Below are 17,374 nucleotides of genomic sequence, written 5' to 3'. Positions count from 1 at the left end.
CATTCGGGGTACTTCGCGCTGCGCGAAGATTCATCCCGAATGAATATACCGAGGGACTTCCCGGCTGGATAGTTAAAATTACGTTATATTTTGGGATATGCCGAGGACGTTCGGCGAAGCTGTCGAGCCACCAACGAAAGTTTTTGTAAACCTCGTTTCAACCGCCGTCTTATCTTATCCCTGACTTTTGAGCATTTGTATAGTAGAATTTGTCACAAATAAGTGAGTATATTTTCCCAAAGATGTTAAGTCTTTTATTGGCAGCCACAGGGCCTTGGTTTCAACCACTTGTGTGGATGGATTACCGCTTGTCTGTGCTATTAACAATTTCGATCCCGCTCGTAGTGCTGATTTGGGCTGTTTTTGACAAAGCTGATGCGATCGCCCGTTTGTTGGTGATTTATTGGCGGGTAGCCAGTTTGTTGGCAATTACACTTTACCTGATGATGGCTGCTCTGCCTGTGAGCTTTGTCTCGTCAGTGATAGCGAGAGCCTTGATTCCTGCTTGTCTGTGGTTCTGGCAGGATTTAAACGACGAAATTGCCGATCGGCCTCAATCACCTTTGAAGCTCGCCTTTACAGCTTGGCGGTGGGCGATTACTGTTTTCAGCGGTTTGGGCGCTCTAGCTCAAATTCCCTTCTTAAACTGTGCCTTTAAATCTCAAATTCAAGTAATTGACGAACCTTTTTGCCGTATTTGGTTAGACCCGCCTTGGCTGTACAAGCAGATGTTTCACCCTAATCTCACACCTCAATTTTTAGGATTGTTGGGCATGACAGGTTTAGCAATTTATGTAATTTACCTGTCATACTTTGTATTAATTAAAATTGGCAAACAGGGGAGGTCAGCTACTGGAAATTAAGTAGATTTAAAGCAAATATTGGTCTCCTCCATTTCAGCTAAAATCTTCAACAAAAAAGTCAAAAGTTCCTACTCGAAAAAACCGCATATACGAAAAATTCAACTAACAAGAGGGTGGCTGACGTGATACCGCTCAAAATTTGATACCGTGCCACGTACTCCTGTTGTGGATATCTAAAAATTTTAGACGAAGAGTTCCTGCTCCGGTTGCAAGTAAATCTCAAACTTGTAGGGCGAAGTCGAATTATCTCAAATCTCAAATCGACTGACATCAATGTTATTGGAAAAGACTGTGATGGATAGCAAAGAAGCATATTTACAGTGCTTAGAAAAGCTGATTTGGGCGATCGACCGCCTAAACGCAGAAGTAGAACCAACTGAACTCGCTCGGATTGCCGAACTGATAGTTCAGCCGATGACAGGATCGTGGCGTTTTTTTCACACTCCCGAACATATTTTTGAGGTAGGGGGAAAAGAAGACGCGATCGAGATTTTGGCCGCTTTATTTCACGATATCGTCTACGTACAAGTCGATCGCAGTATTAACTTTAACGTCAGCTACTACATCACTCCGGTAACAAAAGAAGTCAACAAACAGCTACAAATTCGAGAGCAATCTGAACTGTCGGCAGATGCTACCTTCGAGATGGTAATGCAGGTATTCGGTTTTGTACCCGGAGAAGTGCTCAACCCCTTCTCAGGACAAAACGAATTTCTCAGCGCTTTGGTAGCAGCAAAAGCTCTAGAACCATTTCTCAAACGCGAGCAATTGCTTCAAATTGCAGCCTGCATTGAAGCCACAATTCCGTTTCGCCCCGCCGAGGGAAGAGTAACAGTCAGCCAGCGTCTTTACGACCGCTTGCAAGCAATAAATAGCCTGTTCAACCTCAGTTTGACTGACGAGGAAATGCGGGAAACTATAAAAAAAGCTGTACGCATTTCTAACCGGGATGTAATCAGTTTTTCTCACCAGAGTTCAGCCCATTTTTTGGCAAATACCTGGAATTTACTGCCGGAAACCAATCACAACCTCACCTGCTGCGGTTTTTACACGGTTCGCGACTATCGAATTGCTATCCTGAAAATGGAGGGTTTTCTGAGTTATCTCCAGCCAGAGGTGATTTTTCGGCAGTTTGAGGGATGTCCCGACGATCGCACCTATCAGCGCTGGGAAACTACTGCTAGATACAATCTGGAAATTGCCAAGCTTTATTTGGGCTGTAAACTAGCTGCTATCGCCCTGCTAGAAGCTCTTTCTTCGAGTTTGGGAATCGACGTTTCTCTGGCGATGATGATGGGAGAACTTCCAGATAGAACTGTCGGAGGCGTGCGCCTGGAAAGCTTTTTTCCAGAAATAGAGAAACCTTATAACCCTAAAAATAGTTTAGAATCGGAAGTATTAAATTTATTAGAAAATGGTAGGGCTAAAAGCAATTCTAATAGCGATTTAGAACACTCCCCGCTGGCGACGTTTGTAGTAAAAATTATCGGCTTTGACGAAATGCGCTATCAGTGCGATCGAGCTAAGGAATTGTTTAAGCAAAATCTCGAAGCAGATGAGTTTATTACCGATTTTAACCCGATAGTTATAAAAATTGTCGTAGACTCAATTCTCCAGTTGTTTGAAAGTCGCAAATCTACTATCTACCGACACTACCAAATCATTTCTGAGTTAAGGTCCAAACCCCAGACCAATTTTCAGGAACGCCATTTTTTATCAAATGGTTGAGTCGCTCTAAATACAGGATAGCCGTTTTGTCTTCGGAATTAACAGCTAAAACTCGATCGAAACAAATTTGACCAGCCTTAAATTCGTGACGGCGATAATGTTCTAAACCCCGTTCAAAATCCGGCTGAGTTTGTAACTTGATTTCCCTGACTAACTCGGTTTCTCCGTCGAGGACTTCATAGATAGAAATTGCATCTTTTTTGCCTTTGACAATTACTCTATCTAAAAAACGGATTTGATACTGTTCGGGATCGGTTAAATTTTCCAAAACTTTATCAGAAATTATTAACGATACTCCATATAATTTAGTGAGACTTTCCAAACGAGAGGCTAAATTGACATGATCGGAAAAAGCATCTCCCTGCATTCTCTGTGCTTCTCCGACTATCCCCACCATCATCTGACCGAAATGCACTCCTACACCTACTTGAATCGGTTGATATCCGCTGCGAAGCCGATAGACATTATATTTGTGAACTTGTTGCAGTTTAGCAATTCCACCTTTGAGTGCATCGTCAGCACCGTTGGGAAAAACTGCCATCATTCCATCTCCTAAATACTTGACAATAAAGCCGTGATTCTCTCTAATTTTTGGACTGACTTCTCGCAAGTAAGCATTAACAAAGTCAAAGTTTTGCTGTGGTGTCATAGTTTCAGAAAGCGAGGTAAAAGAGCGAATATCACTAAACATGACTGCCATTTCTTTGCTGACATAATTGCCTAATTCGATATCCACAATACTTTCTTTTTTCAAAAATTCTAAGAAAGCATCGGGGAAAAATCGCCCGTAGGCGCTGTTAGTTTGCGATAAGTTGATGTGAGACTTAATTCTGGTTAAAAGTTCGTCTTTCGAGAAAGGTTTGGTTAGATAGTCGTTAGCACCGAATTGAAATCCTATGATTAAATCTGACACTTGATTTTTCGCCGTTAACATCACTACTGGCAACTCGTGGGAGGGATATTTTTCCCTGAGTTTGGCGCAGACTTCATAACCAGACATTCTGGGCATCATGATGTCGAGAACGATCAAGTCAAAATGCTGTCCGCCTTCGATGAGCGATAAAGCTTGTTCGCCGTCTGCTGCCTGAATAACGCTGTAATTTTCCAGAGAAAGATGATTGTTTAAAACTTGCAGGTTGATCGGATCGTCGTCAACTATCATAATTTTAAATTGTTTGAATTCTAACAGCGCAGCGGTTTGGGCTGGGGAATTTAAAGCCGTTTGATGAAAATTTAAATCGCAGGAAAAATAACTTTTATATATCTTATTTGGTAATTTAAAATCGTTGGTTTTGGTGGCGGCTTGCTGGTTGGTTGCTGCTTGGTTAGGATAAATTCTTTCGGTAGAAACAGGCAGGGTAAAGGTGAAGCGGGAACCGATGCCGACTTTCGATGCTGCGTAGATTTTACCCCCGTGGAGTTCGACAAATTGTTTGGATATTGTTAAACCTAAACCTGTTCCTCCGTATTGCCTGACTGTGGAACCGTCGCCTTGTTCAAATGGCTCAAAAATGCGATCGAGCCGATCGCCCGGAATGCCAATTCCACTATCGGAAACGGTGACAGCTATATGAAAATTCTGGCCTGGCGGCGGGCGATTTGACGCGGGCACTGGGAGGAATTTTTTGCCGTCGGTGGCTACAATTTCTGCTGATATTTCTACAGTGCCGCTATCGGTGAATTTGATCGCATTGCCAATTAAGTTGTAAAGGATTTGTTGCAAGCGATTTTCGTCAGCCCAAGCCAACGGCAAATCCGCAGGAATATGGTTAATTAACTGCAAGTTTTTAGTACCGATTAAAAATTTGCTTACAGTTAGTACAACTTCGACAATTGACTTAATTCCTACACTGCGAAACTGCAATTCTAGTTTGTGATTTTTGAGTTGAGCAAAGTCGAGAATATTGTCAACAAGTTCGTTGAGCCGCCTGCCGCTGCTAACAATCATTGAGAGGTTGTGCTGCTGAATTTCTGATAAAGTTCCGGCTGCGCCGTCAATCATTGATTCGGCAATACCAATCATTCCGTTGAGGGGAGTTCGGAATTCGTGGGAGGTGTTGGCTAAAAATTCGTCTTTTAGTTTGTCGAATTGTTGCAATTCTTGATTTTTATTTTCGAGGGCGGTGAAGGATGTTTGCAATTGAGATACCATGCTGGTGAAGGATTTGGCGAGTTGGCCTACTTCGTCGGCGCGATCGAACTCTAGTTTCCGATCCCATTCTCCTCGGGCGATATTTTTGGCTGCTGCGTTTAAACCGAGAATTGGGCGCGCGATCGATCTAGCCGTAAAAATACCAATAATTGTTGCTACTATTAGCGCTGCCATGCAGAGTAAAATAGTGGTAGCAGTGCTAGCATTGATTTTTTCCATAAAATCGTTTTCTGGAATCACTATCACTACTAACCAATCAATGCCGCTGGGGTCTTTGTACGGCAATATCTGCACAAAATGCCGCTGATTTTCGAGTTGAAATTCTAGTTTTTGAGGCGGCTCAACTTGGCTTAAATTGAAATTACTAATGATGTGTTTAGCTGTGGCGTTAGTTAACGTATTTTTGCTATCAATTGCTAGCAATCGTCGAGCTTTGCCGTCAGGGTCGAGGGTGTAGGGTTTTTCGCTTGTCGAACTTCCCACTAAAGCGCCCGATCGCTCCATAATGAAAGTTTGACCCGATCGGCTAATTTTCATGTTTGCCAAAAAGTTCCCAATCTGGCTCAAAATCATGTCAACTGCCATTACTCCAACAAACTCACCTCGCTCGTCATAGCAAGGCTGAGCCGCTGTGATTCCCAAATCTCCATGAAAAAACGTATAAATGTCTGTCCAAACTAATTTATTTGCTGCGGTTGCACTGATGTACCAAGGACGATTTCGCGGGTCGTAGTTTGGTTCGTAACTCAATAAAGTAGTGGGATTGCCTCGGTTATCTAAAGTATAGAAAGAACGCCTAGGAAAGTTTTCTGTCATTTTCGCAATTAATTGTCCTGATGCTTCTCTACGAACTCCGATATATTCACCTTGCTTGCTGCCTAAATAAATTTCTCGCACCGAGGATAATATTTGCATCTCGTGCCAAAAGTAGTGCTGTGTTGCTTGCAAATCTGCTGGATGCAGCTTGCCGAGTTGCGCTGCACCTGCATTGAGTCGGGTGATGGTGTGAGGTTTTTCTAAGTAATTTGTGAGGTGCTCTTGGATGCGATCGCTAATTTCTGCCTGCAAGCTATTAACCAATTCTTGAACGGCTTTTTGTCCGTTGATGAAAGACAAATATCCTACTAGGCTGACTGCGCCGACAGTTTGCAGGACAAATGGCACTGTCAGCGCTAAACGGAGGGGCACGCTGCTGTAAAATTTTGCGATCGATCTGCTAATACTTTTCAATAACATAGTAAATCGCCTGGGTTCTCAGAGAAACTGCACAAATCGGCTGATTCTTGCTTTTGAGCGTAATTAATAATAGTTCCAGCTAATTGCCGATCGCGAATTGAGTCGAAATTAGCGACGCTGGATCGGTAATGCGATCGAAATCACCAAACCAAATGCGACAATTTCCCTGATAAAAAGCATTGTAGCTCATGCTAATAATCCGTGCTGCACAATTATGTCCTGGAAATTCACATAATTAGGTTCTGCATCGAGGAATGTTGAATCAAGTCTGTCCTCTACCCTCTTCCTTCTCTTCACCCTGAGCGAAGCCCTTATAGCCTTCTTCCTTCTTCCTGATGACATTGGACGGAAAGCTCGGCGGGGACAGCACTAATGAATAATGAATAATGAATAATGACTAATGACTAATGACTAATGACTAATGACTAATGACTAATGACTAATGACTAATGACTTCAAAAAACACCCTATTTTTCCCTCGAAATTTCCACCCCAGACCACCCATCCGGCGCTCCATACATTCGATATTTGCGAGAGCGTTTAAAATACAGCATTGCTACCCGATCGTCAGGATTGATTTGCAAAATATTCTCAAATATTTTTTGGGCAGCAACAAATTTTTGCTGGTAGTAAAAATTGAGAGCTTCTTGAAAAAAATCCGCAGTTTGCTGCTTGAGTACAATGCTTTTCTCTGTTTCTGTATCATAAATTTCAAACACTGACACAGCATTGGTTTTTCCTTTCACCGTTACGCGATCGACAAATCGGTACTTATATTTTTCAGGCTCCTCTAGGCGATCGATAATTGCACCGCTAACTAGAATTCTTGCGCCGTAAATTTTAGTCAATCCTTCCAAACGAGACGCGAGATTCACCGCATCAGCAATCACCGTACTTTCCATCCGTTCTCGCTCGCCAATTGTCCCCAGCATCAAATTTCCCGCGTGCAAACCAATGCCGATCGCGATCGGAAACAAGCCCTTTTTTTCGCGCTCCTGGTTAAAAATATTCACTTCTTTTTGCATATCAATTGCTGCTCGTATACCATCGTCAGGAGATATAGAAAATAAAGCCATGACTGCATCTCCAATATATTTGTCAATAAACCCATTATTTTGCCTGATTGCAGGGCTAACCTTTCCTAAATAACTATTAATAAATGCAAAGTTTTCTGGCGGTGTCATCATTTCTGAAAGCGACGTAAACGAGCGAATATCAGCAAACAGCACTGTCATATCTCTTTCCTGATTGTCGCCTAATTTTACTTCAATAATACTCGGTTTTTCCAGCAAACTCAGAAAATCTTGTGGCACAAACCGGCCGTAAGCTGCATTCAGCTTTGCCAAACGAATTTGCGTATTAATTCTCGCCAACAACTCCTTTTTGATAAAAGGTTTAGTTACATAATCATTGGCTTCTAAATTAAAAGCTTCTACCAAGTCGGCAGTTTGATTTTTTGCGGTCAGCATCAGAATCGGCATTTCTAAAGGCGAGTATTTTTTGCGAACTTCCCTGCAGACTTCATAACCCGTCATCTGCGGCATCATTACGTCCAGTAAAATTAAGTCTGGCTTAAATCCTGATTTAATCAGATTTAAAGCTTCTAAGCCGTTGCTAGCTTGAGTGATGGCGTAGTTTTCTAAAGAAAGATTATTAGTTATAACCTGAATATTAATGGGTTCATCATCGACTACCAAAATTTTTATTCTTTGATTTTCTGGGAAGTTGCTATTGGCTGACAAGCCAGAATTTATGATAGATGATTGCTGGGCTAATTCAGGAGTTGTTAAACTGCGAGATTCCTGGATTAAAGGCGGCTGTTTGCTGCTAAATTCCGGCTGACTCTCAGATACGGGCAAAGTAAAGATAAATTGGGAACCGATGCCTACAGTGGAAGATACACAAATTTTACCTCCGTGCAATTCCACTAATTGCTTGGCCACAGCTAACCCTAAACCAGTGCCGCCATATTCTCTAGCAGTGGAACCATCAGCTTGTTCAAAGGATTCAAAAATTCGCTCTAATTTATCTTCGGGGATGCCAATGCCGGTGTCGGATACAGTAATGGCTAATTGGGAATTAAGCGGTGATTGTTCGTTGCAAGTTACTAATTCTGCTGAAATTTCAACTGTGCCATTTTCGGTAAATTTAATCGCATTGCCGATTAAGTTGTAAAGGATTTGCTCTAACCGATTTTCGTCGGCTGCTATGGGCGGCAATTTGGGATCGATTGAATTAATCAACTGTAAGTTTTTTTGATTTGCTAAGGGCTGAGATAAGGTAATAATTACAGAGACTATTTCTCTCACACCAACGGATTTAATTTGCAGTTCTATGGTTTTGTGTTTTAGCTGAGAAAAATCTAAAATATCGTTAATTAAGGTAGACAATCTTTTTCCCGAAGCTGAAATCAAACCTAAGTTAAAATTTGTTGAGTCTGGAAGTTTTCCGGTAGCACCGTCTATTAAAGATTCTGCAATCCCAATAATGCCGTTGAGTGGAGTGCGGAGTTCGTGGGAAGTATTTGCTAAGAATTCGTCTTTCAGTTTGTCCAGTCGCTGCAATTCGCTATTTTTAGTTTCTAACGCCGTAAAAGATGCTTGCAGTTGTGCTGCCATGCTGTTAAAAGCAGCGGCAAGTATGCCTAACTCGTCGGAGCGATCTAGTTTGACTGTTTTATCAAATTGTCCTTCAGACAACGCTATTGCTGCATCTTTTAATTTTAAAATAGGTTGGCTAATCCACCGAGAAGTGATAAGTCCTATCATAGTAGCCATCACTAATGCGACCAGACATAGCAATATTGTAGTTCTGTTTCCGGCATGAATTTGTTCCATAAAGTCGGCTTCGGGAACTACGACGACAATCAGCCAATCTAAACTTTTGCCATCTTGGAATGGCAGGACTTTTAAAAATTGTGGCTTGCCGTTTATTTCAAAACTTAGTTGCTGCGATTTGGTGATTTGGCGCAAGTTTTGAAAGTGTGTTTCTAAATATTTAGCTGTATTTTGTGTGACTGGATCGCTGCTTTCTGTGACTTTAAACAGTTCTTTTTTACCGTTTTGGGTGCGGAAAGGTTGTTCCGGCGTGGAAGTTGCCAGCAGCGTGCCGTTTCTTTCGATAATAAAAGTTTGACCGGATTTACCTATTTTGAGGCTGTTTAAAAATTGACCGATACTGTCGAGACGCAAAGCAGCAATTAATACTCCTTCTAGCTGTTTCTGGCTGTTGTAAACAGGTTGCAAAGCGCTAAGGATCAATGTGGGTTCTAGGAAGGATATATAAACTGAACTCCAAGTTGGTTTTGCTGTTAGAGCCGCATAGGTGTAGGAAGGATGCTGTCGGATGTCGAAGTTTTTGACGTTGGCTGCTACTGTCGTGCGATCGCCCGAATCATTAGTATTGTAGGAATAAAAATCAAAATTTGTAGAGGGCCCGGATGCGTTAATCAATAAAGTTCCATCCGATGTCTTTTCGCCAGTGCGGTATTCTCCATCTCGATTGGCGATCGACGTAAAATTAATATAAGGATACAACTGTACTTGCCGCCACAGATACTTTTCCCAAGCTAACAAATCTTGCATATTAACAAAACCCAGTTTCACCGCATCCAGCTTGCTTTGATTGATTTGGTGGGGAGTTTGTAAATAAGTTACCAAATTTTGCTCAATGCGATTGCTCACCTCCCCCATCAACTGATCGGCAAGGTCGTTTACTGCTCTTTGAGAGTTCTTAAATGATAAATATCCGACAATTCCCACCGCTGCAAATACTTGCAAGACAAACGGAACTATCAGCACCGTTTGTAGGGTCGATTTTCCTGAAATTTTGGCAACTAAGCGCTTGATATAAAGAGTTGGCATAATATTAATTTAGCTTGAAAGACACAGTTAATAATCGGAGGGAATCTGCTTCGCTATTAAGTATTGTAAACCATTCTATCCTTGAATAAAAGTTACGCAACGAACGACAGATTCTTGGTGTATTCCTGAATAGTTGTCAAACCTATGACTTTTCAGATTAACCCGGTTGATTTCTCACATAGCTTTCAGCAGGAGATTCGAGTTTGAAGTCAAAAGCAGCGCTAACAGCCTATCTTCCAGGAAAATTCCCAATTTTATATCCGAATACTTTGACCTGAATGTATTATGACCGAGACCCGGTACAAAAAACCAGATAAAAATATAAAAATTTCTGCCCTCAGCTTCATGATAGTTTTACTACTTTTCATCCAAAACTTCTATCCCCGACCATCCTTCTGGCACACCATACATCCGATTTTTTAGAGAACGCTGGCAGTAGATTGCTGCTAACTTATCTTGAGGATTTATTTCGCAAATTTTCTTGAATATTTTTTGCGCTTTAGTAAAATTTTGCTCAAAATAAAGCTCCAAACCTTTTTCAAAGGCTGCCGCAGTTTCCTGTTTTAGTTCCATGCTTTGTTGTGTTTCTGCATCATAAATTTCAAACACCGACACCACTGATTTTTTACCTTTGACTGTGACGCGATCGACAAATCGGTACAGATATTGTTCTCGATCGCCCAAACGCTCTAAAATTGACTCAGTAACTAGAATTCCCGAGCCGTAAACCTTAGTCAATCCTTCCAAACGAGAAGCGAGATTCACCGCATCAGCAATCACCGTACTTTCCATCCGTTCTTGCTCGCCAATCGTACCCAGCATTAAAGTACCCGCGTGCAAACCGATGCCGATCGCGATCGGTGCGTAATTGCTTAGTTGTCGGTGCTGGTTATAAATAATCACTTGTTTCTGCATTTCCACCGCCGCCCGAACAGCATCATCTGCAGACTCAGGAAATAGCGCCATAATCGCATCGCCGATATATTTATCAATAAAACCTTGGTGAGCGCGAATAACCGGACTCACTCGGCTGAGGTAGCTGTTGATAAAATTAAAATTTTCTTGGGGAGTCATCGCTTCGGAGATAGTCGTAAAAGAGCGAATATCAGAAAATAAAACAGTCATTTCCTTCTGAATTTGATCGCCTAGTTCGACATCAACAATACTTTCGTGTCCCAAAAAACGCAGAAAGTCGTGGGGAACAAATCTACCGTAAGCTGCATTGATTTTGGCCAGACGGATATGGGTTTTAATTCTGGCTAACAATTCATTTTTTACAAAGGGTTTAGTTAAAAAATCATTGGCTCCTGCATTAAAACCTTGCACTAAATCAGATACTTGATTTTTGGCTGTTAGCATCACGATTGGCACTTCGATCGCCGTGAATTTCTCCCGTATTTTCTCGCAAACTTCGTAACCAGTCATCCGCGGCATCATGATATCTAGCAAGATTAAATCTGGCTTGTAGCCTGTGTCTACAAGAGCTAAAGCTTCTTTACCGCTGCTAGCTTCGGCGATGGCATAGTTTTCCCGAAGTAAATAGTTAACCAATACCTGAATATTCACAGGTTCGTCATCTACAATTAAGATTTTAACCAGAGTGTTTTCTTGCCGGAATCGACCCTCAATGCAACTGTTATTATTAAAACTTATTTCTGCAGCTTCATTTGTTATTAAATTCCGCTCGTTAGTTGTAGAAACCAAACACTGCTGCACCGTATCTGGCAACTGCTGGTTATCGATATACTGATTTTGAGAAACTGGCAAACTAAAAGTAAACTGCGAACCAATACCGAGTTCTGAAGATACGTTAATTTCGCCGCCGTGCAGCTCGACTAACTGCTTGGTAATTGCCAAACCTAAACCGCTACCTCCGTATTCTCTAGCAGTGGAACCGTCTGCTTGTTCAAAAAGTTCAAAAATGCGTTCTAATTTATCTTCAGCAATGCCAATCCCGCTATCGGATACAGTAATTTGCAGTTTTGATCTGACAATTAAAGATTGAAGCTGGCTGGTAACAGAACTTTCTCGCTCAAAAAAATCCGGCAAATTCAAAGATATGGCATTTGCCGAAATTTCTACAGTACCAGTGTCGGTAAATTTAATCGCATTTCCGATTAAGTTATACAGAATTTGTTGCAGCCGATTTTCATCGGCATCCACTAGGGGAATGTCGGGACTAACTGAATTAATCAACTGCAAGTTTTTTGTGCCAATTAGCGGTTGAGAAAGAGTCATTACGATATCGACAATTTCTCGGATGCCGACGGGCTTGATTTGCAGTTCAATGTTTTTGTGTCTCAGCTTCGAGAAATCAAGAATGTCGTTGATTAGATTGGACAGTCTTCTGCCGCTAGATGCAATAATTTCTAGATTGGAAATAGTCGGTTCTGGCAATTGTCCTGTAGCGCCGTCGATTAAAGATTCTGTTAAACCGATAATGCCGTTAAGTGGAGTGCGGAGTTCGTGAGAAGTGTTGGCTAAAAATTCGTCTTTTAGTTGATCTAGTCGCTGCAATTGGGCATTTTGATCCTCTAGTTTTGTAAAAGATACTTGCAATTGACTGGCCATGCTGTTGAAAGCATCAGCTAATTTTCCTAGTTCGTTAGATGCCACAATATCTACCCGAGTTTCCAACATTCCGCTAGTCATTTTAGTAGCTGCGGATGTGAGGGCTTTCAAGGGATTTGCGATCGATCGAGCAAAAGCAAGTCCCAAGCCCGCAGCGGCGAGGGCGCTGGCGATTGTAACTGCACCCATGACACCTACGAGCGATCGCAGGGGAGCATAAGCTTCGGCTGTAGGTAGCTCTACCACCACCATCCACTGCACCTGGCGGACGATCGCCCCCGTACCCATGACTTCTTCCCCGCGCCAGCCTCGATAAACTATCGGAGATTGCATCCCCGAAGCCAAAGCTAATTTGAATAACTTTCCCACAAACGATCGCCCGCTCAAATCTTCCAGTAAATACGGATTAATCTTGCTTCCCGTTTCCGAAATCACCACCGATCTGTTATCTAAAACATAGCTATATCCCGTTTTTCCTACTTGCGATCTGGCAACAATTTGAATTAAAAAATTTAGACTAACTCTGGCAAACAATACTCCAGCAATTCTATTTTTACTATCGCGAATCGGCACTGCTAAATTAACAACATTTACTGCTGTTTTGAGATCGACATCTACTGGACTAACATAGTTTTGAGCTTGCCTAAATGTCCGCCAAAATATCGGTGAATCTGCCGAAATACCTGCCAAACTCAAGCTAGAAATAGAAAATGGTTCGTAAGGCGAAATTGCCTGTACGACTTGACCTTGACTGTTGAAAATCCCCGCCACTTCGTAGGCGCTGTTGCTGTTCACCAATCCTTCGAGAATACTGCGCTGAGTTTCAGCATTAAATTCTGTTAAACCGCGCAATTCTGACAAATAATTGAGTTGGCGCTGCAAGTTATCCAGATAAGCGCTAATTTGGACAGCAGCAGCTTGCGATCGCTCGAACTGAAGTTGTTTTGTCTGTTTTATCTGTTCCCGAAAGCTGAGGTAAGCTAAGGTACTTCCCGCCATCAATACGCTAGCTACAACAATCGAGACAAAACCGTAACGCAGTTGATTGGCAATTGAGGACATTTGATTTTGCCAGTTAACAGTTTGAACTCACTCTATAGGATACACCTAATTTCATTTTTCATACTTGATAAATCGCCGCCTTTGATTTATCGATACCTTTGCCTAACTTCTGGTTTTATAGATCTAATCTTTGTTTCCAGATAACATCTTCAATCCAAATGCGATCGGGAAGTAGTCCCAAGCGAAAGAAAATCTCAGAAATCCGCTGCTGTTCCTCAACAGCGCTATCTTGAATTGGCAGCAAATCGTAGCTCCGACTTTTAGTTAATATTCTAGCTGTTGTTCTTTTCATTCCCCTTCGAGCGCTGATAAATCTCGCTGCTCGTTCGGGATTCCTAGTTATCCAAACAGCCATTTTTCGCGTTTCTCCCATGACTATTTTAACAATATCGGGAAAGTCGCTAGCAAAAGAGCGACTTGCCAAATAGAAGTTTCTGTCATTCATCAGCCCGTCGCTGTCAGTCAAGAAATTAACAGGCATAGTTTCCTGTAACTGAGCGAGAAACGGCTGCCAAATCGCCCAAGCATCAACCTCGCCTCTCACAAATGCTTCCCGAGCTTTTGCCGGCGGCAAATCGACCAATTCGGCATCTTTTAACTGCAAGCCACCTTGAGTTAAGGCCCGAATTAACAAATAGTGACCGGCCGTTTTCTTAGTTGCTGCTATTTTCTTACCTTTGAGATCCGCCAAAGTCCGAATAGGAGAATCTTGAGGAACTACGATACCAATGCTTCCCGGTAAAGCTGAATCATTAGCAATATAAACAAAAGGTACGCCGTCTGATTGAGCAAAAATTGGCGGTGCCACTCCTGCATAACCGAGATCGATGTTTCCTTTTCCTATTGCTGCTAAAATTGGTGGCCCTGCGGCAAATTCCGTCCATTCTACAGACCACCCAATTTCTGCTAAACGGGTTTCCAAAGAGCCTTTAGCTTTGAGATAAAACAGCGCTCCGAAACGCTGATGGCCGATTCTGACAACTCTTGTTAAGTTTGAAGGTGCATTTTGGGTTTTTGCTGTAGAGTTATTTATGACTTCTGACTTGCAACTTACCACACTTAAAGTCACGCAAACAACTAGCATAAATAGCAGTGAATATCCCCAAGGGAAGCACCTGTTAAGATTTTTTTTACTGAAATATGATAGTTGAAATTTATTCTTTGTGTGGGTCATGAACTATCTTATAAGTAGTTTGGCAGGATTAAAAAAATCTCGATTTTTTTAATCCTATTTATATTGTGTCCGCTTACTTCATGCTGTTAAAAAATGTCGAGTTAAAAATAAAATTTTGGCGGTGTGTCCCTGAAATTAGCCGCAAAATTAAGCTATATTATAGCTAATTTGTGTAAAGTGATAGGTGCTATGGCTGACTCTAGGGATCGCCGCTTGGAACAGTACACGGTAAAAAGACCTGATGAAGTTTTAATCGTCCAGGCCGAAATTGACGGCGAATTTGACGAAATTGCTATTTTTAAAGGCTTTTCTAGCTCCCTGGTGCGATCGACTGCTTTCGATCCAGAGGTTCCTGTTTTACCGGAGGAAGCAAAAATTGTGAGTGTCGATCGCGTGGAGAGTCCGTACAATCCAAATAACCCCCGCTATCTTCAGCAAGGGTTATCTTGGGAAACAATGCAATCGCTATTGTTAGAGGCTGGAGTTTAGCTCAGGCTGCAGGGAAAAAACTTAGAAAAACAGCAGGGACACAACATTGTTGTGTCCCTACTACAAAAGCCGTGTTCCTACCCGCGCGCTAGAGCGTACCGCCGGCAGCTTGGAAACGAGCTCGCGCGCGTTTGATTGCTTGCTTAGCTTGAATTTGCTCTTGCAAATTGCCGCTAGCCGACTTTTCCAAACGAGCTTCTGCTTCGGTGTAAGCCTTGCGAGCATCTTCTTTGTCGATCGTTTCGCCTTTTTCAGCGCCGTTGACCAGAATAGTAACCTGGTTTTCTTGGATTTCTGCAAAGCCGCCCATCAGAGCAATAGACACCCATTCCTTACCGGGACGGACGCGCATCACTCCGGTATCCAAAGCAGTCAACATCGGAGCGTGACCGCTCAAAATACCCAATTGGCCTGTGGTACTCGGCAAAATTACTTCTTCAGCATTAGAATCCCAAACAGTTTTGTCTGGGGCCACTACGCGCACAGTTAATGTCATAAAGTATCAGTTGTCAGTTGGCAGTTGGCAGTTGTCAGTTGTCAGTTGTCAGTTGCCAGTTGTCAGTTGCCAGTTGCCAGTTGTCAGTTGTTACCAATAACCAATAACAAATAACAAATAACTACTGACTACTGACTACTTGACTAATGACAACTGACTAATGACTACTGACTGATGACTAAAATTACTTAGCCTCAGCTTTCATTTTTTCAGCTTTGGCGATCGCCTCATTGATATCGCCAACCAAATAGAAAGCTTGTTCCGGCAGCTCATCAAGTTCACCACCCAAAATCATTTGGAAGCCCTTAATGGTATCAGCCAGCTTGACGTACTTACCGGGGGAACCAGTGAACACTTCCGCCACAAAGAACGGTTGAGACAAGAAGCGTTCAATTTTGCGAGCGCGAGAAACAGTCAAGCGGTCATCTTCCGACAGCTCGTCCAAACCCAAAATCGCAATAATATCTTGCAATTCCTTGTAGCGCTGCAGAGTAGACTGCACCTGACGCGCCACACCGTAGTGTTCTTCGCCGACTACGCTAACTTGCAACATTGTAGAGGTAGAATCCAGCGGGTCAACAGCCGGATAAATACCCTTAGCAGCCAAACCGCGAGACAACACAGTTGTAGCGTCCAAGTGAGCAAAAGTCGTAGCCGGAGCGGGGTCAGTCAAGTCATCCGCAGGTACGTACACAGCTTGAACCGAAGTAATCGAACCTTCAGTAGTCGAAGTAATCCGTTCTTGCAAGTCGCCCATGTCTGTACCGAGAGTCGGCTGATATCCCACAGCCGAAGGCATCCGACCCAACAGAGCCGATACCTCAGAGCCCGCTTGCACGAACCGGAAGATATTGTCAATAAATAGGAGAACGTCCTGCTTGCTGACATCGCGGAAGTATTCGGCCATCGCCAGAGCTGACAGGCCCACGCGCATCCGAGCACCAGGTGGCTCGTTCATTTGACCGTAAACCAAAGCAATTTTTGACTTGGTGCGGTCTTCTTCGTCAATAACCCCCGACTCGATCATTTCCTTGTAGAGGTCATTACCTTCGCGGGTGCGTTCGCCCACACCGCCGAACACGGACACGCCACCGTGAGCTTTGGCGATGTTGTTCACGAGTTCCATCATAATCACGGTTTTGCCGACGCCTGCGCCGCCGAACAAACCGATTTTGCCGCCGCGGCGGTAGGGAGCCAGGAGGTCGATCACCTTGATCCCGGTTTCAAACACCGAAGGCTTGGTTTCCAGTTCGGTGAAAGCCGGCGGCTGGCGGTGAATGGGCATACTTTCGGAAGTATTGACCGGGCCGAGGTTGTCTACCGGTTCACCGATGACGTTAAAAATGCGGCCGAGAGTTGGGAGTCCGACGGGAACTTGGATCGATTCCCCGGTATCTACTACTTCCATGCCGCGCACCAAGCCGTCGGTGGTACTCATGGAAACTGCGCGCACTTGGCTGTCTCCGAGCAGTTGCTGAACTTCGCAGGTAACGGCAACGTCTTGACCTGCTTCGTTTTTGCCGGAAATCGTGAGAGCGTTATAGATTTGGGGCAGTTTGCCGCCTGGGAATTTGACGTCTACAACTGGCCCGATGATTTGGGTGATGTAGCCTACGTTCGTTTTTGTTGCGGTGGATACCATGAATAGTGCCTTTGTTAGGATGCTATTTTTCCCGTTGTGGAAAAAGTCTTAACATTTAGAAATGCTATTTCTCACAGTACCACTGAACAGACTCACTA

At 43.0% G+C, this 17,374-nt stretch carries 9 protein-coding genes; 3 read left to right on the top strand and 6 right to left on the bottom strand.

Features of this window, described 5'->3' with window-relative positions:
- The first annotated feature begins 242 nt into the window (after positions 1–242).
- Together QUA97_RS01840 and QUA97_RS01835 are read left to right on the top strand one after the other, a co-directional pair.
- On the top strand, positions 243–863 hold the full coding sequence (locus QUA97_RS01840; protein ID WP_194011828.1) for a DUF3177 family protein: 621 nt from the start codon (positions 243–245) through the stop codon (positions 861–863).
- A gap of 294 nt (positions 864–1,157) precedes the next feature.
- Entirely contained in the window at positions 1,158–2,591 is a 1,434-nt protein-coding gene (locus QUA97_RS01835) for a hypothetical protein (protein WP_228050268.1), read from the top strand.
- On the opposite strand, the gene QUA97_RS01830 is transcribed toward QUA97_RS01835, so the two are convergent.
- The 4 genes from QUA97_RS01830 to QUA97_RS01815 all read right to left on the bottom strand — a co-directional run bounded on the left by QUA97_RS01830 (position 2,524) and on the right by QUA97_RS01815 (position 14,559).
- A complete protein-coding gene (locus QUA97_RS01830; protein ID WP_194070342.1) occupies positions 2,524–5,979 on the bottom strand; it encodes a response regulator in 3,456 nt (1,151 codons plus the stop codon). The two genes, QUA97_RS01835 and QUA97_RS01830, sit on opposite strands and share 68 nt — an antisense overlap.
- 467 nt (positions 5,980–6,446) lie before the next feature.
- Positions 6,447–9,842: an ATP-binding protein gene (locus QUA97_RS01825; RefSeq protein ID WP_333192526.1), complete on the bottom strand. Its 3,396-nt coding sequence runs from the start codon at positions 9,840–9,842 to the stop codon at positions 6,447–6,449.
- A gap of 357 nt (positions 9,843–10,199) precedes the next feature.
- Positions 10,200–13,475: a response regulator gene (locus QUA97_RS01820; RefSeq protein WP_333192523.1), complete on the bottom strand. Its 3,276-nt coding sequence runs from the start codon at positions 13,473–13,475 to the stop codon at positions 10,200–10,202.
- 115 nt (positions 13,476–13,590) lie between these two features.
- Positions 13,591–14,559, bottom strand: a complete 969-nt coding sequence (locus QUA97_RS01815; protein WP_228050267.1) for an aliphatic sulfonate ABC transporter substrate-binding protein — start codon at positions 14,557–14,559, stop codon at positions 13,591–13,593.
- Positions 14,560–14,838: 279 nt separating this feature from the next.
- Here QUA97_RS01815 and QUA97_RS01810 point away from each other — a divergent pair, with 279 nt between their 5' ends.
- On the top strand, positions 14,839–15,138 hold the full coding sequence (locus QUA97_RS01810; protein WP_194070334.1) for a DUF7734 family protein: 300 nt from the start codon (positions 14,839–14,841) through the stop codon (positions 15,136–15,138).
- A gap of 88 nt (positions 15,139–15,226) precedes the next feature.
- Here the strand turns inward: QUA97_RS01810 and atpC are convergent, their stop codons facing one another.
- Both atpC and atpD read right to left on the bottom strand, forming a co-directional pair.
- Positions 15,227–15,634 (bottom strand): ATP synthase F1 subunit epsilon, encoded by a 408-nt coding sequence (gene atpC / locus QUA97_RS01805; protein WP_194070332.1) that lies wholly within the window; start codon positions 15,632–15,634, stop codon positions 15,227–15,229.
- A 184-nt stretch (positions 15,635–15,818) separates the two neighbouring features.
- On the bottom strand, positions 15,819–17,276 hold the full coding sequence (atpD, locus tag QUA97_RS01800) for a F0F1 ATP synthase subunit beta (RefSeq protein ID WP_194070330.1): 1,458 nt from the start codon (positions 17,274–17,276) through the stop codon (positions 15,819–15,821).
- Positions 17,277–17,374 lie beyond the last annotated feature (98 nt).

Source organism: Microcoleus sp. CZ3-B2 (assembly GCF_036705055.1).
Lineage (GTDB): Bacteria > Cyanobacteriota > Cyanobacteriia > Cyanobacteriales > Microcoleaceae > Microcoleus.
The sequence above is the reverse complement of the archived record's forward strand: the minus strand, read 5'-3'. Positions and strand labels throughout refer to the sequence as shown.